Source organism: Roseateles sp. UC29_93, from assembly GCF_042695725.1.
Taxonomy (GTDB): Bacteria; Pseudomonadota; Gammaproteobacteria; order Burkholderiales; family Burkholderiaceae_C; genus Roseateles; species Roseateles noduli_A.
In genome coordinates, this window is sequence record NZ_CP170545.1 from 6,104,702 (window position 1) to 6,125,532 (window position 20,831).

16 protein-coding genes, 2 tRNA genes and 3 pseudogenes are annotated in these 20,831 nt (G+C 69.0%); 9 read left to right on the plus strand and 12 right to left on the minus strand.

Annotation, left to right across the window (positions count from 1 at the left end):
* Positions 1-41 precede the first annotated feature (41 nt).
* The 4 genes and pseudogenes from ACFJIX_RS28290 to ACFJIX_RS28305 all read left to right on the plus strand — a co-directional run bounded on the left by ACFJIX_RS28290 (position 42) and on the right by ACFJIX_RS28305 (position 4,796).
* Complete coding sequence (locus ACFJIX_RS28290) at positions 42-1,790, plus strand: alpha-amylase family glycosyl hydrolase (protein ID WP_377156091.1); 1,749 nt, start codon at positions 42-44, stop codon at positions 1,788-1,790.
* 264 nt (positions 1,791-2,054) lie between these two features.
* Positions 2,055-2,198, plus strand: a pseudogene (locus ACFJIX_RS28295) (cyclomaltodextrinase N-terminal domain-containing protein); the annotation flags it as partial.
* 43 nt (positions 2,199-2,241) lie between these two features.
* Positions 2,242-3,792: an alpha-amylase family glycosyl hydrolase gene (locus ACFJIX_RS28300; RefSeq protein ID WP_377156093.1), complete on the plus strand. Its 1,551-nt coding sequence runs from the start codon at positions 2,242-2,244 to the stop codon at positions 3,790-3,792.
* Positions 3,793-3,898: 106 nt separating this feature from the next.
* Positions 3,899-4,796 (plus strand): annotated as a pseudogene (locus tag ACFJIX_RS28305) (amidohydrolase family protein).
* A gap of 102 nt (positions 4,797-4,898) precedes the next feature.
* On the opposite strand, the gene ACFJIX_RS28310 reads toward ACFJIX_RS28305, so the two are convergent.
* A complete protein-coding gene (locus ACFJIX_RS28310) occupies positions 4,899-6,812 on the minus strand; it encodes an amidohydrolase (RefSeq protein ID WP_377162029.1) in 1,914 nt (637 codons plus the stop codon).
* 255 nt (positions 6,813-7,067) lie between these two features.
* Between ACFJIX_RS28310 and ACFJIX_RS28315 the strand changes: the two genes are divergently transcribed.
* Positions 7,068-7,262 (plus strand): hypothetical protein, encoded by a 195-nt coding sequence (locus ACFJIX_RS28315; RefSeq protein ID WP_377156094.1) that lies wholly within the window; start codon positions 7,068-7,070, stop codon positions 7,260-7,262.
* 167 nt (positions 7,263-7,429) lie between these two features.
* Positions 7,430-7,657, plus strand: coding sequence for a type II toxin-antitoxin system death-on-curing family toxin (locus tag ACFJIX_RS28320; protein WP_377156096.1), 228 nt, complete (start codon positions 7,430-7,432; stop codon positions 7,655-7,657).
* Positions 7,658-7,714: 57 nt separating this feature from the next.
* Here the strand turns inward: ACFJIX_RS28320 and ACFJIX_RS28325 are convergent, their stop codons facing one another.
* Genes ACFJIX_RS28325 through ACFJIX_RS28335 form a run of 3 tightly spaced genes read right to left on the minus strand, consistent with a single transcriptional unit; the run spans position 7,715 to position 11,659 of the window.
* Positions 7,715-9,094 (minus strand): hypothetical protein, encoded by a 1,380-nt coding sequence (locus ACFJIX_RS28325; RefSeq protein ID WP_377156099.1) that lies wholly within the window; start codon positions 9,092-9,094, stop codon positions 7,715-7,717.
* A 41-nt stretch (positions 9,095-9,135) separates the two neighbouring features.
* Positions 9,136-10,518 carry a PEP-CTERM sorting domain-containing protein gene (locus ACFJIX_RS28330; RefSeq protein ID WP_377156101.1) on the minus strand — a complete coding sequence of 461 codons (1,383 nt, stop codon included), beginning with the start codon at positions 10,516-10,518 and terminating at the stop codon, positions 9,136-9,138.
* Positions 10,519-10,555: 37 nt separating this feature from the next.
* Positions 10,556-11,659, minus strand: coding sequence for a porin (locus tag ACFJIX_RS28335; protein ID WP_377156103.1), 1,104 nt, complete (start codon positions 11,657-11,659; stop codon positions 10,556-10,558).
* Between the two features lie 128 nt (positions 11,660-11,787).
* Here ACFJIX_RS28335 and ACFJIX_RS28340 point away from each other — a divergent pair.
* A pseudogene (locus ACFJIX_RS28340) lies at positions 11,788-12,754 on the plus strand (LysR family transcriptional regulator).
* Between the two features lie 10 nt (positions 12,755-12,764).
* A complete protein-coding gene (locus tag ACFJIX_RS28345) occupies positions 12,765-13,706 on the plus strand; it encodes a Bug family tripartite tricarboxylate transporter substrate binding protein (protein WP_377156105.1) in 942 nt (313 codons plus the stop codon).
* Between the two features lie 181 nt (positions 13,707-13,887).
* Here ACFJIX_RS28345 and ACFJIX_RS28350 read toward each other — a convergent pair whose 3' ends face one another.
* Both ACFJIX_RS28350 and ACFJIX_RS28355 read right to left on the minus strand, forming a co-directional pair.
* A complete protein-coding gene (locus tag ACFJIX_RS28350; protein WP_377156106.1) occupies positions 13,888-14,994 on the minus strand; it encodes an NAD(P)/FAD-dependent oxidoreductase in 1,107 nt (368 codons plus the stop codon).
* A gap of 51 nt (positions 14,995-15,045) precedes the next feature.
* Entirely contained in the window at positions 15,046-15,894 is an 849-nt protein-coding gene (locus tag ACFJIX_RS28355) for a DUF4743 domain-containing protein (RefSeq protein WP_377156108.1), read from the minus strand.
* A gap of 129 nt (positions 15,895-16,023) precedes the next feature.
* Between ACFJIX_RS28355 and ACFJIX_RS28360 the strand changes: the two genes are divergently transcribed.
* Complete coding sequence (locus tag ACFJIX_RS28360; protein WP_377156110.1) at positions 16,024-16,464, plus strand: hypothetical protein; 441 nt, start codon at positions 16,024-16,026, stop codon at positions 16,462-16,464.
* A 48-nt stretch (positions 16,465-16,512) separates the two neighbouring features.
* Here ACFJIX_RS28360 and ACFJIX_RS28365 read toward each other — a convergent pair.
* From ACFJIX_RS28365 to ACFJIX_RS28390, 6 genes are all read right to left on the minus strand, one after another.
* A tRNA-Val gene (locus ACFJIX_RS28365) sits at positions 16,513-16,587 on the minus strand.
* 87 nt (positions 16,588-16,674) lie between these two features.
* A tRNA-Val gene (locus ACFJIX_RS28370) sits at positions 16,675-16,749 on the minus strand.
* Between the two features lie 134 nt (positions 16,750-16,883).
* Positions 16,884-17,603 carry a DNA polymerase III subunit epsilon gene (gene dnaQ / locus ACFJIX_RS28375; RefSeq protein ID WP_377156112.1) on the minus strand — a complete coding sequence of 240 codons (720 nt, stop codon included), beginning with the start codon at positions 17,601-17,603 and terminating at the stop codon, positions 16,884-16,886.
* Between the two features lie 28 nt (positions 17,604-17,631).
* Positions 17,632-18,468, minus strand: a complete 837-nt coding sequence (gene lgt / locus ACFJIX_RS28380; RefSeq protein ID WP_377156113.1) for a prolipoprotein diacylglyceryl transferase — start codon at positions 18,466-18,468, stop codon at positions 17,632-17,634.
* A gap of 177 nt (positions 18,469-18,645) precedes the next feature.
* Positions 18,646-19,701: a tetratricopeptide repeat protein gene (locus ACFJIX_RS28385; RefSeq protein ID WP_377156115.1), complete on the minus strand. Its 1,056-nt coding sequence runs from the start codon at positions 19,699-19,701 to the stop codon at positions 18,646-18,648.
* A 147-nt stretch (positions 19,702-19,848) separates the two neighbouring features.
* The gene (locus tag ACFJIX_RS28390; protein WP_377156116.1) at positions 19,849-20,748 is read right to left on the minus strand and encodes a LysR family transcriptional regulator; all 900 of its coding nucleotides are present in this window, start codon (positions 20,746-20,748) and stop codon (positions 19,849-19,851) included.
* Between the last annotated feature and the right edge of the window lie 83 nt (positions 20,749-20,831).

A 20,831-nucleotide genomic window follows, 5' to 3' on the forward strand; every position in this document is an offset into this window, starting at 1 on the left:
TTTTGCTACAGACAAGATCACAAGACCAGGAGATTCGCGAGATGACTCGTCGCCCCTTCGCCCTCGCCACGGCCACGGTGCTGGCCGTCGCGACGGCCGCCGGACCGACGGCGCACGCGGCGCCGGCCACCGCGGCGACGCCGGCCAGGGCCGCGACGCCCGTGGACCTCTCGCCCGTCCAGGAGGCGCGCGGCCACAGCGCGCTGCCCGAGGGCTGGCAGCACGGCGCCTTCATCGAGATCTTCGTGCGCGGCTTCCAGGACAGCGACGGCGACGGCATCGGCGACCTGCGCGGCGTGACGCAGCGGCTGGACTACCTGAAGGACCTCGGCATCAAGGGCATCTGGCTGATGCCGATCACCGCCAGCGCCGACCACGACCACGGCTACGCGACGACGGACTACCGCGCGATCGAGCCGCAGTACGGCACGCTGGCCGACTTCGACGAGCTGATCCTCGAAGCCCACCGGCGCGGCATCGGCGTCGTCATGGACTACGTGATCAACCACAGCGCGCGCGAGCATCCGCTGTTCCGCGCGGCGGCGGCGGATCCGGCCAGCCCGTGGCGCGACTGGTTCGTGTGGACCCCGCAGCCGCTGGCAGAGCTGAAGGACTGGGACATCTGGGGCAAGACGCCCTGGTACCTGCCCGGCGAGGACGTCCCGCCCGAGGTGCCCGAGGGCGCGAGCGCGCCGCCGAAGCCTGAATCGACGGCCCAGGCGGGCGCCGGATCGCCGCGCTACTTCGCGGTGTTCGGACCGCACATGCCCGACTTCAACATGCGCAACCCGGCGGTGGTGAAGTACCACGCGGACAGCCTGCGCTTCTGGCTCAACCGCGGGCTGGACGGCTACCGCCTCGACGCGGTGCCGCACCTGATCGAGAACAGCGCGAAGGACTGGAACGACCAGCCGGAGAGCCGCGTCCTGACCGGCGACTTCACGCGCCTGATCAAGCGTTACCCGCGGCGCTTCGTCGTGTGCGAGGCCACCGCCGAACCCAAGGTCTACACGCGCGACGACATCTGCGGCAGCGCCTTCGCCTTCGGGCTGGAGCGCGCGGTGATCGATGCCGCCAAGGGCGGCGACGGTTCGGTCGAGGCGGTGGCCAAGGTCGCGCGCTTCTTCACCGAGGCGCCGTTGTCGATGGCCACGATGCTGAGCAATCACGACATCTTCGCGGGCAAGCGGGCCTGGGACCAGTTCGAGGGCGACGAGGCACGCTACAAGCTCGCCGCCGCGACCTACCTGCTGCTGCCGGGCACGCCGTTCATCTACTACGGCGAAGAGATCGGCCAGGCCGGCGTCGCCGGCCTGCCGGGCGATGCGCCGCTGCGCGCGCCGATGAGCTGGACCCCGGCGCCGGGCGGCTTCTCGACGGGCACGCCGTTCCGGCCGGCCTCGCCGAACCTCTCGACGCACAACGCGCAGGCGCAGGCCGCCGATCCGGGCTCGCTGCTGAACTTCTACAAGGCGATGCTGGCGCTGCGCAACGGTCAGCCGGCGATCGCGCGCGGCCGCTACGAGGCGCCGCTCGCGCAGGGTCAGGTGTTGAGTTTCCAGCGCGCCTACAAGAACGAGCGCGTGCTGGTCGTCATCAACTACGGGCGGGCTGCCACCGAGGTGACGCTCCCCGGCCTGCCGGCGAAGGCGCGCCTTCGCGCCTTGCACCCGCAGCCTCCGTCGGGCTCGGCGGCCGCCATCCAGGCCAGGGCACTCGCCGCCGATGCGCGGGGTCGGGTCACGCTGACCGCCGCGCCGCTGTCGGTGCAGGTCTTCCGCCTTCGCTGAAGGGCGTGCAGGATGCCGACCACGACGCGCCTCATCGCACGACTCGCCCCGCTGGCCTCGCTCACGCCTTCCACCCCCTTCGTCTCCACCGTCTCCACCGTCTCCACCGTCTTCCTCGCCTTGAGCCTTCTTGTCATGACAAACGCTCCCTCCGCCGCGACGACCGCTCCCGCCTCTTCCACCGCTTCCACCGCCCCGGTGACGCTTGATCACGTCGAGCCGCCGGACTGGTGGGTCGGCATGAAGTCGCCCGACCTGCAGCTGATGCTGCACGGCGCGGGCATCGGCGCCCTGCAGGCGGAGCTGGCGCCCGCGCCCGGCGTGACCCTGGTCGGCACGCGGCGCGGCGACAGCCCCAACTACCTGTTCGTCGACCTGCGGATCGAATCGTCGGCCCAGCCGGGCACGCTGACGCTGCGCCTGAAGCGCGACGGGCAGGTCGTCGTCGAGCATGGCTACGTCCTCGCGCGCGCGCCTGCCGGGCTCGGCACAGCGCGAAAGCTTCGGACCGAAGGACGCGATCTACCTGGTGGTCCCGGACCGTTTCGCCAACGGCGATCCGCGCAACGACGAGGTGCCGGGCCTGGCCGAAGGCCTGCGCCGCGACGACCCGGGCGGCCGCCACGGCGGCGACCTCGCGGGCCTGACGTCCCACCTCGACTACATCGCCGCGATGGGCTTCACGATGCTGTGGCCGACCCCGCTGTCGGTGAACGACAGCCCGAAGTGGAGCTATCACGGCTACGGCGCGACCGACTTCTACCAGGTCGATCCGCGCTTCGGCAGCAACGACGACTTCGTGCGGCTCGGCGCCGAGGCGAAACGCCACGGCATCGGCCTGATCCAGGACATCGTGCTGAACCACATCGGCGTGCATCACTGGTGGATGGCCGACCTGCCGACGGCGGACTGGGTCAACACCTGGCCCCAGTACACCGAGACGCATCACGCGCGCATGTCGCTGCAGGATCCGTACGCCGCGCCGAGCGACCGCAAGCGCTTCAGCGACGGCTGGTTCAGCCCCGGCATGCCCGACCTCAACCAGCGCCAGCCGCTGATGGCGACCTACCTGACGCAGATGAGCCTGTGGTGGATCGAGACCGCCGGCCTGGCCGGCGTGCGCACGGACACCTACAGCTATTCCGACAAGGACTTCCTGGCCGCCTGGTCGCGCCGCCTCAAGGACGAGTATCCGAAGCTGAACATCGTCGGCGAGGAATGGAGCCCCCACCCGGCCGTGGTGTCGTACTGGCAGGCGGGCAAGCGCAACCACGACGGCTACGTGTCCTCGCTGCCGAGCCTGATGGACTTCCCGCTGCAGGAGGCGCTGCTGGCCGCCCTGAACCAGCAGGATGCGCACGACGGCGGCTTCACGAAGCTCTACGAGGCGCTGGCGCATGACTTCGTCTATCCGGACCCGGCCAACCTGGTGCTGTTCGAGGGCAACCACGACACGCCGCGCGTCTACAGCGTGCTGCACGACGACGTCGAGCTGACGAAGATGGCCTGGGCCTACCTCTCCTTCGTGCGGCGGATACCGCAGTTCTTCTACGGTTCCGAGATCCTGATGACAAGCCCGCGCCATCGCGACGACGGCGCGGTGCGGGCGGACTTCCCCGGCGGCTGGGCCGGCGATGCGGTCAACGCGTTCACCGGCGCGGGGCTGGGCGAGCGCCAGGCCGGCGCGCAGGCGTGGCTGAAGCGGCTGCTGAACTGGCGCAAGACGGAGGCGCTCGTGCACGGCGGCGCGCTGATGCAGTACGCGCCGCTGGCCGAGAGCTATGTGCTGTTCCGCTACGACGCGGCCCAGGGCCTCGGCGGCAGGCGCCTGATGCTCGTGCTGAGCAAGGCGAAGGAGTCGCGCGAGCTGGACCTGTCGCGCTTCCCCGAGATGCTGCGCGAGGGCGACACGGCGGTCGACGTCATGACCGGCGAGCGCAGGACGCTGGGCCGGACGCTGACGCTGCCGGCGAGGTCGGTGACGCTGCTGTCGATCGAGTGAACGACTGCAGGAACGACTGCTTGAGCGACTGCATGAGCGACTGAGTAAGAATAGGCTCCGGTCCCATCGACTGGAGCCGTCCATGCGCCCTGCTCTCCGGCGGCTGATGTCGCTTGTCTCCGTGTTCGCGTCGTTCACCGCGCTCGCGGTGTCGTTGACCGGCGGCAGCGCGGCCTACGCCGCCGACTACGTCGGCCCGATCTTCGACGCCCACCTCCACTACAACGAGGAAGCCTGGAACGGCCTTGACGGCCCGCATCCGCCGTCGGACGTGCTCGCGCGCATGCAGCGCAGCGGCGTGAAGGCGATCCTCGCCAACTCGCGCCCGAACGACGGCACGCGCACGCTCGCGTCGCTGCCGGAGACACGAGCGGCCGGCGTGACCGTCGTCCCGTTCATCCGCCTCTATCGCACCCGCTCCGACTACGACGGCTGGTTCCGCAACGAGAGCATCTATCGCATGGTGCAGGATGAACTCCGCGCGCGGGACGGCGTCAGGCCCCTACCGCGGCATCGGCGAGTTCCACCTCTACGACAGCGCCAACGCGCGCGGCCCGGTCGCGCAGAAGCTGATGGCACTGGCGGAGGAGAAGTCGCTCGTCGTGCTCGCGCACGTCGACGACGAGGCGATCGACCTGCTGATGGAAGCGACGCCCAGCAAGGGCCGCGAAGCGCGACTGATCTGGGCGCACACCGGGATCAACGGTGCGCCGATCGAGCGCGTGGAGGCGCTGCTCGCGAAGTACCCGCGGCTGATGGGCGAGCTGTCCTACCGCCCCGGTCTCACCTGCGACGACGGCAAGCTCTGCCCCGCGTGGCGCGCCTTGATCCTGAAGTACCCGGATCGTTTCCTCGTCGGCTCCGACACCTGGGTCAACCAGCGTTGGCAGCACTACGAGGCCACGATGAAGGGCTACCGCACCTGGCTGGGCGACCTGCCCGCGGACGCGTCCCGCAAGATCGCCTGGGGCAATGCGGCGAAGCTGTTCGGACTCGGCGACTGACGACGCTCGCCGGTGCCGCGCGACCCCTCTGGCAGCGCCAGCAACGACGGCGGCTGAGGCTGCGGCCACCGCGATCATCGGCATCGACGCCAGAGAACAGCCTCACACGTAGCAGCTGCATCCCATCGCGCCCCAGAACGCCTGCGCCGCCGATGCGTCGCGCGCCGCGCTCGCGACCGCCGTGTGATCGTGGGCATGCACACCGCACGCGCTCGCGCAGGCGCACTGCGCGGCGTACTGGTAGCGGCGCCCGGCATCGCTCAGCGACGACGACGCCGCCGACTTGCGCGCCTGGTAGCCGCCGTAGGTGCGCACCGGCGACCAGTCCGGCATCGCCGGCGGCAAGGCCGGCGCGAGCGACGCATAGGCGCCGCTGCCGTGCACCGGCTTCCCCGCCACCACGGTCAGCACGGACGTGATGTCCTGGATCTGGTCCTCGGGCACGGTCAGGAAGTCGCGGTCGAGCACCGCCAGGTCGCCGAACGCGCCCGGCTTCAGCACGCCCTTCTTCCCCGTGTCGCGCGAGAACCAGGCGCCGTCGGCCGTCATCAGCCGCAGCGCGGCGACGCGGTCGAGCCGCCGCTCCTCCGGATACAGCAAGGTGCCGCCGATTGTGCGCCCCGACACCAGCCAGTACAGCGCCTGCCACGGGTTGTAGCTGTTCACCCGCGTCGCGTCGGTGCCCAGCGAGACGGGGATGCCCATCTCCAGCATGCGCTTGACCGGCGGCGTCTCGGCCGTCGCCTTCAGCCCGTAGCGGCGGATGAAGTACTCGCCCTGCATCGACATCCGGTTCTGCACCGCGATGCCACCGCCCAGCCGCTTGATGCGCTCGAGGTTCTGCGGCGTCACCGTCTCGCAGTGGTCGAAGAACCAGCCGAGCTTGTCGATCGGGTGGTCGCGATGGACCTTCTCGAACACGTCCAGGCTGCGCGACACCGTCTCGTTGTAGGTCGCATGCATGCGCCACGGCCAGCCGTTGCCGGCAAGGAAACGCACCACGCCTTCCAGGTCGTTCTCCATCGCCGCCGGCATCTCGGGCCGCGGGACGAGGAAGTCCTCGAAGTCCGCGGCGCTGAAGGCCAGCATCTCGCCCGCGCCGTTGAGCTTGTAGAAGTCGCTGCCGTCGCCCGGCTTGCCGGTGCGCGCCCAGCGCTGGAAGTCGGCCAGTTCCTGCTTGGCCTTCTGCGGGAACAGGTTGTAGGCGATGCGCACCGTGAGGCGGTTCTCCCTGGCAAGCTTGTCGATGATCGCGTAATCGTCGGGATAGTTCTGGAAGCCGCCGCCCGCGTCGCCGACCGAGGTCACGCCGAGCCGGTTCTCCTCGCGCATGAAGTGCAGCGTCGAGTTGAGCTGCTGCTCGGGATCGAGCTTGGGGCCGAGGTTCAGCGTGTTGTAGAGGATGAAGGCGTTGGGCTCGGCGAGCAGCAGGCCGGTGGGCTCGCCGCGCGCGTCGCGCTCGATGATGGCGCCGGCGGGCTGCGGCGTGTCCTTCGTGTAGCCGACCGCGCGCAGCGCCGCGCGGTTGAGGAAGGCCTGGTTGTAGAGATTGAGCACGAACACCGGCGTGTCCGGCGCGGCGGCATTGAGCTCGGCGAGCGTCGGCATGCGCTTCTCGTCGAACTGGAATTCGTTCCACCCGCCGACGACGCGGACCCACTGCGGCGCCGGCGTGCGCGCGGCCTGGTCCTTGAGCATCTGCAGCGCCGCGCCCAGCGAGCGCACGCCGTCCCAGCGCAGCTCCATGTTGAAGTTGAGCCCGCCACGGATGATGTGCATGTGCGAGTCGGTCAGCCCCGGGATCACGCGGCGCTTCTCGATATCGACGACACGCGTCTTCGCGCCGGCGAGCTTGGCGATCTCCGCGTCCGTGCCCACGGCCATCACGACGCCGTCGCGCAGCGCGATGGCGGTGGCCTCCGGCCTGGCCGGATCCATCGTCGTGATGCGGCCGTTGCGCAGGATCAGGTCGGGCGCGCCGCCCTGCCCCGCCTGCGCGAGCACCGGCCCCGCCATCACGCTGATCCCGAGCGCGGCGGCCGCCTCCATGAAATCTCGGCGGTTGCCCTGCGGCGCATCCTCGCGGCCGGTGCGGATCAGGTCGGTGAACATGGCGAGCTCCTGTGCATGGGAACCGGCCAATTCTTCGCCTGATCGTCGCGTTTCGCTTCTCCCGAAAGGGGGGACACCGATGGGGGATGCGATACCTACGTCGAGGTGATTGCGAGAGATACCGCGAGCCGAATACGCTGCAAGCCCAAGGAGTCGCTCATGAAATCGATACGCGAATTGCACGAGAAGTACGGCATCCCTTACTTCGAAAGGACACAGATCTACCCTGCCAAGAATCTTCCGGGTTCCGGAGAATCCTCGCCCGCCGGCGAAGCCAAACCAGATTGGCAGGCCATTGCCGAGCGGGTCATCGAGAAACACCGCGATGTGTTGCGCGCACTGGCCAAGCGTTGAGCCATGCTTGACGCACAAGATGTCATGAAGTTCCACCGGACCATTCTTCTGAATGAAGGTGGCCTACCCGGATGGCGGGGCGAGGGAGCGCTGGAAGGAGCGCTGTCACGCGTCTCCTTCCGGATGCAGTTCACGGGCATGCAGGACGCTTTTGAGAGATTGCCGCCATGTATGCAGTGGCCATCGCTCGAGGACACGTCTTCAACGATGGCAACAAGCGCACGGCGCTGGTCAGCGCACTGGCGTATCTCGAAGCCGCAGGAATCGAACTGGCGCGCACCACACACTTCGAAGAGGTCATGATTGACGTCGCGCAGGGACTTCTGAACGAAGTGGACCTCGCCGACATTTTCCTGTCGACCTATCGCTCGACTCACCAGCCTCCGGCCGAGTGAACTGCGATGAGGCGTCATCCCGACGCCTCATCGCGGCCACTTTGGAAGACCGCCTTGTCAGGGCCGGTCGCGCTTGGGCACCCGCGTCTCGATGGCCTTCACCTGGTACTTCGGCTCGAAGCGGCAGGTCTGCCCCAGCTTCTCCCTGGCCTTCTCGCAGCCGGCGGCGATGGATTCGGGCGTCGGCTTCTTCCCTTGCGTGGCCCAGGTCGTCAGCGCGTCCATCAGCGCCGCATAGGTCGGGTCGCTGAGGTAGCTGTGGTCCTTGTCGCCGGTGAAGGTCTGCACCAGCGCATCACCGCGGCCCGCGGCAGCCATCGTGCGGCCGAAGCTCTCCTGCAGCTCGACCATCGCCGTCGGGTCGTGGATCGCGTGCACCGTCAGCACCGGCACCGGGATCTTCCCGCCCAGGTCCGCATCGGCGGACAAGGTCGCCACCGCCTTCGCATCGGCCGTGTAGCGCAGCACGCCCGCGTTCAGCGCCGCGTCGTCGCTCGAGCCGGCATACACCGCGCCGACGTTGCCGAACGGGCTCGCGCCGCCGGTGCGCTTCTGCGCGATGTCCTGGAAGTGCCAGGTCGCCCAGTTCAGATGCGACTGGATGCTGCGCTCCGGGATGTGGATCACGTCGACGATGGTCTTGATCTTCGACGCCTGCTCCGGCGTGCGCTCCGCCGCCGGCTTGTTCAGGCCCAGGCAGTCGTCGACGCGCTTCGCAAGATCAGGCTGCTTCAAGGGCGAATCCGCCGGCAGCCCGATGTTGAGCGGGTACTGCGGTTCGCTCGGCAGCGGATGGTTGTGGCAGAGGTACTGGTAGACGACACGCAGGTCGAGCCGGAAGTCGTAGCTCCGCGTCCCGCCACCCAGCACGCCGGAGGTGAGCAGCACCGCGTCGTAAGGCTCGCCGTCGGCGAACAGCTCCGCACCCTTGGCCGCCACGCTCGCGCCCCAGGACTGGCCGTGCAGGTAGACATGCCTGGGCTTGGCGACCTTGTCGATGAACAGGCGCCGCAGGCGCTCGTTGTCCTCGGCCGCGGCGGTGACCGCCACGCCGCCCTGACGGTAACTCGACGTCGCGAACGCGTAGCCCAGGCGCGGCATGATTGTCCAGCGCTCGACGTCCTCCGTCACGCGCTTGACCGTCGGCGCGCCCAGGAAGGGCCCGCCGTGCGCATGCACGACGAGGTCCCCGTTCCACTGCCTGGGCATCACGATCATGTAGAGCGCGCCGGCGCTGTCCTTGCCCGACAGGCAGCTCGCGCCCTCGCCGACGCCCGACGGACAGGCAGCCGGGGCCGGCGCGGTCTCGGCCGCCATGTCGAAGCTCGCGCCCGCCGGTCCCTTCGCGAAGGCAACCGGCACGCCGGCCACCAGCGACAAGGTCGTCGACAGCGCGACCCACACGCTCGCGCCGCCGATTCCGTTCGTTCGCGTCATCCGCTTCATCGTCATCCTCTTCTCCCTTCGGATCATTGCAGTCAGGCCGCCCCGCCGCCGGGCACGAGCGCGGCGGGCATGGTGGCCATCAAAGGCGCCGCGGCCGACGCCGCCGCGCGACGTCGACGCAGCATCCACAGCAGGCCCAGACCCAGCCCCGCCAGCGCGAACGATGCCGGCTCCGGCACCGCCGCGGCGAAACCGAGCTGGTCGCTCGCCACGCGCTGCAGCAGCAGCGCGTCGGCCGCGCTGATGCCGAGGTCGCGCGCGGCGATCTCGTTCAGGCCCAGCACCGCCGGATCCAGCCCCGTGATCGTGCCGAACAGCGTCAGCGCGCTCAGGTAGGAGCCGTACTTGCTTGCATGGGTGCCGTCGTCGAACCACAGGTCGAGCAGACCGTCCGTCGCCGCCGTCGACGCGTACATGTCGGGCGTCGCGACACCCGCCGCGATCGCGCGCATGAAGGCCTCGCCCACCGGCGCGACGCCGGCGATGCCGCCCGAACCGTCCGCGCCCGCCATCAGCGCCGCCGCGGTGTACGCCTGCTTCAGGTCGTCGGTCATCGCCTGCAGCGACGGGTAGAAGGACGGCGCGGGCTGCCCCGTCGGGATGACCTCGCCGGTGTTCTCGTCGGTGACCGTCGTGCTGGGCGCGTTGACCAGGTTGGGCCGCGCCCAGGTCTGGTAGAGGTACACGTCGGCGTTCGCGTTGGCATGGGCGTTCGCCGGCACGTTGCGCAGCAGCGAGCAGGTGCCCGTCGACGCCCCGGTGATCTCCGCGCACTTGGCGTTCGTGCCGCCGATCAGGTCGCGCTCGCGGTAGCTGAGCGCGTTGCCTTGATGAATCCAGTTCTCGATCAGGTTGGTGTACGTGTTGAAGTAGGCCGGGTTGGAGGCCAGGCCCGGCTGCTTGGTCAGCGGCTCGTCGCTCTGCTCCTGCAGCACCACCTTGTCCCAGGCCTGCGAGCCGATGTTGCCCCGCAGGTCCCAGCCGGCGTTGTTGGTGTTGAGGAACTGCCCGCGCAGCGAGGCCGCGTTGCGCGCCGAGATCGAGACGTCGTAGTCCAACCCGACCTGCACGGTGAACTGCTTGAAGATGCCGGCGACGCCGCCCCACGGATGGGGCTCGAAGCTGTTGGCGCCGCTCGGGTTGCTGGCGTACATCGCCGCCGTCAGGTCGTGGACGTTGGCGGCGTTGTAGCTCATCACCGGATCGACGCGTCCGAAGGTGTAGCTGTTGCCGACGAAGAGGATCTTGGTCGCTTCCGCCTGCGCGCCCAGCGGCACGCAGGCGCCCAGCGCCGCGAAGGCGAGCGCGACCGCGCCGGCCAGGTTCGAGGAACGCCGCGATGGCCGCCCCGAGGACGGCCCCGAGGACGGCCAGGACGACCGCCATGACGTGGTGGAGAGCATGCTGTTCGACATGGTCGTGCTCCTTCGTTGCTGCTGGTTGAAGCGAGGGTCAGAAGTTGTGGCGCACGCCGGCCTCGAAGCCGCCGCTGTCGCCCCCGGGCTGCGTCGTCGCCAGTCCGACGTTGAAGCGCGTGCCGCGGCCCTTGTTGTCCACCTTGGCGACGTTGGTGTAGAGCGCCGTCCGCTTGGACAGGTCATGCACGTAGCCGATCGCGATGTGCGTCGCGTCGCTGGCGACGTTCTTCGCCTTCAGCCAGGTGTAGGCGAAGCGCAGCTCGCCCTGCGGCCACACCTGCCACTGGGTGCCCAGCATGGTCGCGGTCGTGCTGGTGATGCCGACCTCGTTGCGGCCCCACAGCGCCATCAGCTTGGCCGGCCCCCAGGTGTAGGCCATGCCCACGTTGCTCTGCGTGTAGTCGCCGGTGGCATAACGCGTCTTGGAGATCGCCGCCGAGCCATTGAAGGTCTCGTTGCGCCAGCCGATGCGCACGCCGGTCAACTGGCCGTCCTTGTGCGTCGGACCCGCGCCCTGCTCGCCCAGCGCCAGCATCGCGTGGCCGTAGAAGCCGTTGAGTCCCGACGGCGTGAAGTAGCCGATCGAGTTGGACGCCCGCACGTTGGTGCGCGCCGTCGTGCCGTTGGCGGGCGCCGGGTAGTACATGATCCCGGAGCTGCCCACGCCGTTCGTCCCGAACGGATGCATGGACGTGGTCAGGTTGCCGAAGGACGGCACGTAGTCGCGGCCCAGGCGCAGCTCGCCCCAGTCGGCCGAGGAGATCTGGACGGTCGCGCGGCGACCCCAGGTCAGGCCGCCGCTGACCGAGTCCTTGTTGTTGGTGCTGGTCGCGCCGCTGGTGCCGTCGTCGACGGCCACCGCCGACTCCAGCCAGAAGCCGACCTTCAGCCCGCCGCCCAGGTCTTCCGTGCCGCGCACGCCGAAGCGGCTGGACGTGTTGCCGTCGCTGTTCACGAAGTAGCGGGTGTCGCTGCCACTGGCCTTCAGCGCCTGCACGCCGATGTCGAGCAGGCCGAACACCTGCACGCTGCTGCCGCTCTGCGCCTGCGCGCCGCTGGCCGCTCCCACCGCGGTGGCAGCCAGGACCAGGGTCCTGACTGCGTTCCACGCGTTCCTCGACTGTCGTTTCGTCTTCATCAACGTTGTCTCCGTTTGGTTGTAGTAGGTATCCGGGCCGGACCTTAGTGACCGGCCTCCATAGCGTCAAATACACTGATCCGCAGAGTCCGAGACGTTTTGAATATGGGACGTACGTAGCTTTGCGCATGGCAGGGCGACGGCGAGCCCGAGGACCAGGAGACAACGCAGACATGGACCTTCGACATCTGCGCTACTTCGTGACGGTCGCGGAGACCGGCCACATGACGCGCGCGGCGGCGCTGCTCGGGATGCAGCAGCCGCCGCTGAGCCAGCAGATCAAGACGCTGGAACAGGAGCTGGGCATCGCCCTGCTGCACCGCCATCCGAAGGGCGTGAGCCTGACCGACGGCGGTCGCCAGTTCCTGGACGAAGCGCGACGGTTGCTGCGCGATTACAACGACATGCGCGACCGCATGGACCGGCTGGCCGGCGGGCAGCACGGGCTGCTGGCGATCGGGTTCACCAGTTCGGCGGCGGCACATGCGTACACGCCGGCGGTGCTGCGCGCCTGCCGCGGCGAGCATCCGGGCATCGCGCTGACGATGACCGAGAACCACGCCGCCGGATTGATCGAATCGATCGTGAAGTCGCGGCTGCATTGCGCCTTCCTGCGCGTGCCGGTCGCGCAGCCCGAAGGCGTCAGCTTCGAGACGCTGTTGACCGAGCCCGCGCTGCTGGCGCTGCCGCTGGACCACCGGCTCGCGACGGAGCCGCGCGCGGGGTCCACGCCGGTGCCGCTGGCGGAGCTCGAGGACGAGGACCTGATCCTCGTCCGCCGCCCGGGGGGCGCCGGGCCTCTACGCCAACCTGCTGGCGCTGTGCGAGCGCGACGGCGTCAAGCCGCGCAGCTTCGTGGAGGTCGACCGGATGATGATGAACCTCAACCTGGTGGCGGCCGGCGCCGGCATCACGGTCGTGCCGGCGTCGATGCGCGGCGTGCACGCGCACTCGATCGTGTTCCGGCCGCTGGAGAAGCATGCGCGGCTGGAAGCGCCGTTGACGATCGCGTATCGCTCGCATGACCAGGAGGGTCCGACGGCGACCTTCCTCGCGCTGGCCCGCCGCATTGCGATGGAGCACCGCGATGCGTAGGCGCGCGTTGTTGAACGCCGCCGCGTGCGCCGCGGTCGCGGTGCCAGGTCTTGCGCAGGTCGCGGGCGAGCCCTGGCCGACGCGCCCGATCCACCTGATCGTCGCCTACCCGCCCGGCGGCGTCAGCGACGAAACCGCGCGCGCGCTCGCGCAGCACATGAGCGCGCGGCTGAAGGTGCCGGTGATCGTCGAGAACCGCGCCGGCGCGGGCGGGCTGACCGCGCTGGAGTCGCTCGCGCGCGCGGCGCCCGACGGCCACACGCTGGCCTACTGCGCGATCTCGCCGCTGGTGTTCGCGCCGGCCGGCGCCGGCCCCCTCCGCGACGGCGCCCGAGGTGGCCCCCGTCGTCAGCATCATGGACACGCCGGTGCTGGTGCTCGCGCATCCGTCGTTCAAGCCGAAAGACTTCGCCGCGATGCTCGCCGCCCGCGCGCGCGGCGCCGGGCCGCCTGCGCTGGGCGACGTCGGGCCACGCGACGGTCGGGCACATGGTGCTGGCGCAGGTGCGCGCCCGCGGCGCGCGTCGACATCATCCACGTGCCCTACAAGGGCGGCGGCCAGCAGTTGACCGATGCGATCGGCGGGCAGTTCGAGCTGCTGTCCTCCAACGTCGCGTCGCAGCAGCTGCAGTTCGTGCGGCAGGGCAAGCTGAAGGCGCTGGCGATCGGCTCGCCGGTCCGGCTACCAGTGCTGCCCGACGTGCCGACGCTGGCCGAGCTCGGCTTTCCGGACGCGAACCTCGTCTCGACGTTCGGGCTCTTCGCGCCGCGCGGTGTGCCGGAGGAGCGGCTGCGATTGATCAACAGCGTCGTCAACGAGGCGCTGCGGCTGCCGGAGATCCGCTCGAAGATCCTCGACGTCAGCAACCTGCCGACGGGCGGCTCGGCGGCGGACTTCGCCGCGCGCATCGCGAAGGAGCGGGAACGCGCGCTGCGCGTGCCGGCAGATTGAAGCGGGGGGCATTCCACCTGCCAAGTCTCTGCGCTTGGCCGCCAGTGCATGAGGCTGTCGGATCTCCGATCCTCCAGCGCTCGCGGGCGTCGCCCAGTCCACCGGACTGGGCTTTGTCCCGCTCTCCCCGGACGGCAAGCGTCCAAACCTCACGCACTGCCGTCCCTGAACGACCGCGCACTCATTCGAGTCCGCTGCGTGCAACGACCTCTTCGGCGATCGCCAATGCACTCGTGAGTCCGGGCGACTCGATCCCCATCAGGTTCACCAGTCCCGGCACGCCGTGCTGCGCGGGGCCGTCGATGCGGAAGTCGGGCGCAGGCTCGTGCGGCCCATGGATCTTCGGCCGCACGCCGCTGTAGGCGGGCTGCAGCGCGCCATCCGGCAGCGCGGGCCAGTAGCGGCGCACGTCGTCGTAGAACACGTCGGCGCGGGCGGGATCGACGGCGTAGTCGATGTCTTCGGGGCTCGCGACGTCCAGCCATTGCGAATCGGGGCCGAAGCGCGCCTGGCCGCCGAGGTCCAGGGTCAGGTGCACGCCCAGCCACGCGTCCTGCGGCATCGGGTACACGAGCCGCGAGAACGGCGCCCGCCCCTGCAGCGCGAAGTAGCAGCCCTTGCTGAAGCGCGCCACGGGTGGCGGCGGCAGGCCCTCGATCGCGGCGGCAAGCAAGGGGGCGCGCAGCCCCGTCGCGTTGACCACGATGCGGGTGCCGAGCGTCATGTCGTCGGTATGGACCACGTGCGCGCCACCGTCGCGACGCACCGCGGTCACCGCCGCGCCGAAGGCGACCGCGCCGCCATGCCGCTCCAGATCGCCTTGCAGCGAAAGCATCAGCCCGTGGCTGTCGACGATGCCGGTCGAGGGCGACAGCAAGGCGGCCTCGCACTGCAATTGGGGTTCGAGCGCGAGGGCCTCCTCGCGCGTGAGCCAGCGCAGGTCGTCGACCCCGTTCGCGGCGGCGTTCGCCTGCAACGCGCGCAGGCCGGGCAGTTGTTCGGCCGACGTGGCGACGACAAGCTTGCCGCAACGCTGGTGCGGCACGCCGTGCGATTCGCAATGCGCGTAGAGCAGCTGCTTGCCGCGCACGCACAGCCGCGCCCTCAGCGAGCCGGTGGGGTAGTAGAGCCCGGCGTGGATGACTTCGCTGTTGCGCGAACTCACGCCGGTGCCGATGCCGAGTTCGCGCTCGAGCACCAGCGTTTCCAGTCCGCGCATCGCCAGCGCCCGTCCGACCGTGAGGCCGACGACACCGGCCCCGATCACCACTGCATCGACTTGATCCATCCCGGCGATTGTGCCGAGCCGCTTCTGCCTTGGTCCGTCCTCGGACGGCGATCAGGCGCGCAGATCGACCAGCGCGTGCGAATGCTGGAAACCGAAGGCGCTGACCGCGGCGGCGTCGTGGCTGAACTCGCCCGCGGCGAGTCGTTGGGCGAGCGTCTCCAGGTCCAGCGTCAGGAACTCGCTGACCTCGCCATCGCCGTTGCGCGGCGAGAAGCCGGCGGGCAACTGCAGGCTGAAGACATGCAGCACCTCGTCGTGCAGACCTTCGGGTTCCATGCGCGTGCTGCGCAAGGCGCCGCGCGCTTGCACGGAAGCGCTGACGACCATCGGCACGCCGGCCTCTTCCAGCAGCTCACGACGCGCGCAATCGACGAGGTCTTCATCGGCGGTCAGGCCACCGGCGGCGAGGTTGTCGAGCTTGCCCGGATCGGTCGCCTTCGTCAGCGCGCGTCGGCCGCACACGAGCCGCGCGCCCGGCAGGAAGCCATTGATGTGGACGGCGCGGCTCATCAGGCCGAAGAAGCGGAAGGCGGCGCGCTCCAGACGGAACAGCACCTCGCCGCGTTCGGAGCAGGGATCCTCGACGGGCCGCTCGCAGGCGTAGCGTTCGCCGCGCCAGCCGGCAATGGCGCCGCGCGCCTTCAGCGCGAGCGCCACGGCGGCGATGCGCTCGGAGCGGGCGTCGACATCGAGCGCCTCGGCCTCCCAGCACAACGCGCCCTCGCGGCGCTTCAACTCAGGCCAGACCTCGCCTAGCAAGACCTGGCGCATCGGATGCACACGGCCGATCGTGGCATCACCGAGCCGCAGCGCAATGAGCCCCTCCGGCAGCGGCTGACGCGCCAGTTGCAGACAGCGCGGAAGAACGGCGACGAGCGATGGCGGCAGCAGCGCAGACATGCGTCGATTCTCTCCGCGCCTCCCCCGGAAATGACTGAAATGTGCGAGAGACGAGACCCCGTGATCGCAGGATGATCGCTGCCCACCCCACCCAAGAACACGCAGTACACAACGCGAAGGAGCCGCTCGATGAAGCTCGCATTGCACAAGGCATTCCGTCAGGTCGGCGCCTCGCAGCAGGACGCCGACACCGCCGCTGAATCGATCGACAGCGCCTTGGAGAAACGCATGAACGACAAACAAGCCCATCTGGCCAAGAACTCCGACATGTATACGGTCAGGACGGAAATGGCGGAGATGAAGTCCCAGATCGCCGGCGTTCGCAGCGAGGTCGGCATGGTGCGCGCTGAACTGCGGCAGGAGATTGCCCTCGTGCGTGGTGAGATCGCCACCGTCCGCGCAGAGTTGAAGCAGGACATCGCCAGCGTCCGCGGCGACATCGCCAACGTTCGAGGCGAGATGTCGCACATGCGAAGCGACTTGGTCCGCTGGATCATCGGAAGCCAGGTCGCAACGATCGGCGCGACGACGTCCATCGTGTTCGGGATGCTGAAGTACCTTCATCCCTGATGAACAGCCAAGAAAAAACCCCGCCAACTGGCGTTGACGGGGTTGATCTGGTGGGCGGTGCAGGGTTCGAACCTGCGACCCCTGCCGTGTGAAGGCAGTGCTCTACCGCTGAGCTAACCGCCCGGTATCTGGACCGGGACTTTTCCGACTCTTCGCCGACTTTTTGCCGACGTCCAACAAGAGGCCAAAGCGACTTCGATGAAGAGACTTTGGTGGGCGGTGCAGGGTTCGAACCTGCGACCCCTGCCGTGTGAAGGCAGTGCTCTACCGCTGAGCTAACCGCCCGGTCTTGTCGTCCTCAACCGCTGCCAAGCTGCTTGCTCAACTGCTGTTTTGGATGTCCGGGAAAGTCGAAGATTATGCCATGAGAATTTGACGCGATTCAAGAACTCTTTGGCGCTCGTCTCTCAAGCCGACGTTCAAACCGTCGCCGGCACCTGCCAGATGCGCTTGCCGCCGCTGGCCTTGTCGAGATCCGCCAGCGCCTTGTCGTGCAGCGCCAGTTCCTCGGCCGTCGCCGCGATGACCGGCAGGTCGAAGGCGCTGAAGTCGATGGCCACGACTTCCAGCTGACCGCCCTCGCCCGACGACGACGACGCGTTGTCGTCGATGACCAGCGAGTCCTGACCCCGCGTCAGCCGGATGAAGACCTCCGCCAGCAGCTCCGCGTCCTTCACCGCGCCGTGCAGGCCGCGGTTGCTGTTGTCGACCTCGAGCCGGCGGCACAGCGCGTCCAGCGAGTTCGCCTTGCCCGGGAACATGTCCCGCGCCATCAGCAGCGTGTCGCGCACGCTTTCCACGCATTCATGCAGCGGCGCGCGCCCGCAGCGCTTGAGCTCGGCATTGATGAAGCCGACGTCGAAGGCCGCGTTGTGCGCGATCAGTTCCGCGTCGCGGATGAACTCGAGGAACTCGTCGACGATCTGCGCGAACTTGGGCTTGTCCGACAGGAACTCGCTGCTCAGCCCGTGGACGCGGAACGCCTCCTCCGGCATGTCGCGCTCGGGGTTCAGGTAGAAGTGCAGATGGCGGCCCGTCAACTGACGGTTGACCATCTCCACGCAGCCGATGTCGACGACGCGGTCGCCCGATTCGGGATTCAGGCCGGTGGTTTCGGTATCGAAGAAGATCTGACGCATGTCTGGTCTCGAAGTGGGATCGCCCCGCTCAGCGGGCGGCGGGCGCGGCCTGCAGCCGGGCGGCGCGCCGGTAGGCCCACAGCATCATGAGGACGCCGATGACGATCATCGGCGCGCTCAGCCACTGGCCCTGGCTCAGGTGCAGCGGCTGCTTGTCGAGCGTGAGGAAGCTGTCGGGCTCGCGGAAATACTCGGCGACGAAACGCGCCACGCCGTAGCCGACCAGGAACAACCCCGATACCGCCGCCATCGGGCGCGGCTTGCGCGCGAACAGCCACAGCACGATGAACAGCAGCACGCCCTCGCCCAGGAACTGGTACAGCTGCGACGGATGGCGCGGCGTCAGCACCGCATCATGGGCCTGCGGAAACACCATCGCCCACGGCAGGCTGGGGTCCGCCTGACGGCCCCACAACTCGCCGTTGATGAAATTGCCGAGACGGCCCGCGGCCAGGCCGGTGGGCACGCAAGGCGCGACGATGTCGCCAACCTCGAGGAAGTTGAAACCCCGCCGCCACGCGAAGAAAGCCAGCGCCACGATCACGCCCAGCAACCCGCCGTGGAAGGACATGCCGCCCTGCCACACCGCGAGGATCTCGCCCGGATGGCTCAGGTAGTAGCCCGGCTTGTAGAAGAACACGTACCCCAGCCGCCCGCCCAGCACCACACCCAGCACACCGTAGAACAGCAGGTCGTCGATGTCGCGGCGGGTCCAGCCGCGCGCCGCGTTCCAGGGCTTGCGGACCATCCGGTTGCCCAGCCACAGGAACAGGCCGAAGGCCGTCAGGTACATCAGCCCGTACCAATGGATCGGCCACCCGAAAATCGAGATGGCCACAGGGTCGAACTGGGGATGGACCAACATGGAGAAAGCTTTACCGCGTCGCGAAGGGGCGAATCATAAATGGCACCCGTGGGGTACTTAGCGGAGGAGCGACCGCGAGGCAGGCCGGTGCCCCTTTCCGCTCAATCTCCTCCTCGCCGCTCGGAATTCGCTCCAAGGGGCACCGGCCCGCCTCGCTCCGAGCCACCGAGGTGATCGTCAGGGAGCGCCGAGCGCGGCGAGCTGCTTGCGGCAGTCCTCGATGTCGCCGTTGCTGCCGCGGCGGTTGTCGATGCAACGTTGCAGCGCCACGCGCGCGCCGGCCTTGTCGCCCTTGCCCGCCAACGCGCTGCCCAGGCGCCGGTCCAGGCCCAGTTGCTCGGCGCCCAACATGCCGCGGGCCCGTTCGAAGGCGGCCACCGCCTTGTCGTACTGGCCCAGCGCGTCGTATGCGCGGCCCAGGCCGTAGGCGCCCATCGCCTGGGTGGGCTGGCTCTTGAGCAGTTCCTCGAACCACGGCACCGCCCGCTCCTTCTGCTCGCTGAAGAACAGGTTGCGACCGTAGTCGCTCCACAGCACGCGTTGCTCCAGCAGCAGCTCGGGCCGCTGCGTGCGCACGGCGCGCAAGGCCTTCTCCATCGCCGGCCAGTCCTTCTTCGACGCCGCCACCCGCGCACGCATCAGGCTCAACTGGGCCGGGTCCTTCACGTCCTGCTCGAGGGCCCGCGCCTTCGACTCCCCGCCCCCGACGAAGCTCGGCAGGGCCAGGTAGTACTGCTGCAGCGCACTGCGCGGCTCGGGCGCGTCGGGCAGCAGCGTCATCGCGCGCTGCGCCAGCTCGCTGACCCGGCCCAACGACCCCAGCGCCTTGAGCTTGCTGCCACCGCGCGCCTGCATCACCAGCGCCAGCGCCAGTGCGTAATGGCAGGCGCCTTCGTTCGGCGTGCGCTGCACGCATTGCTCCAGCCGCTGCGTGTTCTGCTTCAACACCGCGCCGTCGACCAGATCGAGCTGCGCCAGCGCCAGCGCGGCCACCGCCTGCGGATCGTCCGGATCCGCTTTCAGGCGCTGTGCGGCGAGCTTCTCCAGATCGTCCGCGCGCCCGGCGTCGAGCAGCGCCTGCAGCTCCGTCTCCTTCAGCACCGCGGCCTGGGCCGTCGTCGCGAAGGCCACGCTCATGAGCATCGAGAAACCGGTCACGACGCAGATCGCGCCGATCAGGCGTCGCCAGGTGCCGCGGCGGGCGGTGTCGTCGTTCTTGCGGGGAGCTTTCACGGGAGAAGGTCCTTTCATCGGCAGATGGTCGCAGAAGTCCGCCGGGCCTGCATGCCCCCTGCATGCCGAACACGGAACTTCACCTTCGTCTTCACCATCGGCAACAAACAGGCCGGACCTGCCCCTTCGAGCCCGGTCCGCGCAGGGTCATGCCTTGACTTTCACCTGACCGCGGACGTGGTCGACGAAGCGATGCACCACCGGCGACGCATCGCGGCGCCAGATCAGGCTGGTGTCGCAGGCCGGTACGCGCGCGGACGGCCACGGCCGGTAGCGCACGCCGGGCCGCTGCAGCGCGCAGACCGACTGCGGCACCCAGGCCACGCCCATGCCCGCCGACACCAGGTTGACGATGGTCTGCATCTGGATGGCCTCCTGCGCGATGTGAGGCGTCGCGCCGTGCGCGCGGTAGAAACCGAGCAGCGCGTCGAACAGCGACGGCGCGATCTCGCGCGGGAACACGACCAGCGGCTCGCGCAGCACGTCCTCGAGCGACGGACCACGGCGTCGCGCCAGCGCCCAGTCCTCGGGATGCGCGAGCACCAGCGGCTCGGTCGACACGGTCAGGCAGTCGAAGCCGGCCGGTTCGGCGCCGGGCGCATGGATCGCGAAACCGGCGTCGAGCTCGCCCGTCTCGAAACCGCGCAGCTGGACATCGAGCGTGGCCTCGCGCAATGCGAGCTGCACGTCCGGCAGCGCTTCGCGGAACAGCCGCAGCCAACGCGGCATGTCGCCGTAGCCGACGGTCGACACGAAACCCAGGCTCAGCCTGCCGGCTTCGCCGGTGGCCGCAGCGCGGACGCGGGCGGGCACCTGGTCGGCCTGCTCCACCAGCCTCGCGGAGGCCTCGACCAGCGCCAACCCGGCCGCCGTCAGCGCGACGGTGCGGCGACCGCGCTCCAGCAGCTGGACGCCCAGTTGTGCCTCCAGCTTCTGCACGGCCAGGCTCAACGGCGGCTGCGTCATGTGCAGCCGCTCGGCGGCGCGGCCGAAGTGCAGTTCCTCGGCCAGCACCAGGAACTGACGCAAGGGGCGGAGTTCGATCATCGATACACGGCATGAATCAAAACACCGACAACTATATATTGGACCCGCAAGAAGGCGCGACGCATACTGGCGCGCTCCAAGCC

What these genes read in the sequence shown, in the direction of transcription:
- ACFJIX_RS28290 (WP_377156091.1), top strand. Translation starts at nt 42, where the DNA reads ATGACTCGTCGCCCCTTCGCCCTCGCCACGGCCACGGTGCTGGCCGTC.
- ACFJIX_RS28300 (WP_377156093.1), top strand. Translation starts at nt 2,242, where the DNA reads ATGGCTACGTCCTCGCGCGCGCGCCTGCCGGGCTCGGCACAGCGCGAA.
- ACFJIX_RS28310 (WP_377162029.1), bottom strand. Translation starts at nt 6,812, where the DNA reads ATGGCGGGGCCGGTGCTCGCGCAGGCGGGGCAGGGCGGCGCGCCCGAC.
- ACFJIX_RS28315 (WP_377156094.1), top strand. Translation starts at nt 7,068, where the DNA reads ATGAAATCGATACGCGAATTGCACGAGAAGTACGGCATCCCTTACTTC.
- ACFJIX_RS28320 (WP_377156096.1), top strand. Translation starts at nt 7,430, where the DNA reads ATGTATGCAGTGGCCATCGCTCGAGGACACGTCTTCAACGATGGCAAC.
- ACFJIX_RS28325 (WP_377156099.1), bottom strand. Translation starts at nt 9,094, where the DNA reads ATGACGCGAACGAACGGAATCGGCGGCGCGAGCGTGTGGGTCGCGCTG.
- ACFJIX_RS28330 (WP_377156101.1), bottom strand. Translation starts at nt 10,518, where the DNA reads ATGTCGAACAGCATGCTCTCCACCACGTCATGGCGGTCGTCCTGGCCG.
- ACFJIX_RS28335 (WP_377156103.1), bottom strand. Translation starts at nt 11,659, where the DNA reads ATGAAGACGAAACGACAGTCGAGGAACGCGTGGAACGCAGTCAGGACC.
- ACFJIX_RS28350 (WP_377156106.1), bottom strand. Translation starts at nt 14,994, where the DNA reads ATGGATCAAGTCGATGCAGTGGTGATCGGGGCCGGTGTCGTCGGCCTC.
- ACFJIX_RS28355 (WP_377156108.1), bottom strand. Translation starts at nt 15,894, where the DNA reads ATGTCTGCGCTGCTGCCGCCATCGCTCGTCGCCGTTCTTCCGCGCTGT.
- ACFJIX_RS28360 (WP_377156110.1), top strand. Translation starts at nt 16,024, where the DNA reads ATGAAGCTCGCATTGCACAAGGCATTCCGTCAGGTCGGCGCCTCGCAG.
- dnaQ (WP_377156112.1), bottom strand. Translation starts at nt 17,603, where the DNA reads ATGCGTCAGATCTTCTTCGATACCGAAACCACCGGCCTGAATCCCGAA.
- lgt (WP_377156113.1), bottom strand. Translation starts at nt 18,468, where the DNA reads ATGTTGGTCCATCCCCAGTTCGACCCTGTGGCCATCTCGATTTTCGGG.
- ACFJIX_RS28390 (WP_377156116.1), bottom strand. Translation starts at nt 20,748, where the DNA reads ATGATCGAACTCCGCCCCTTGCGTCAGTTCCTGGTGCTGGCCGAGGAA.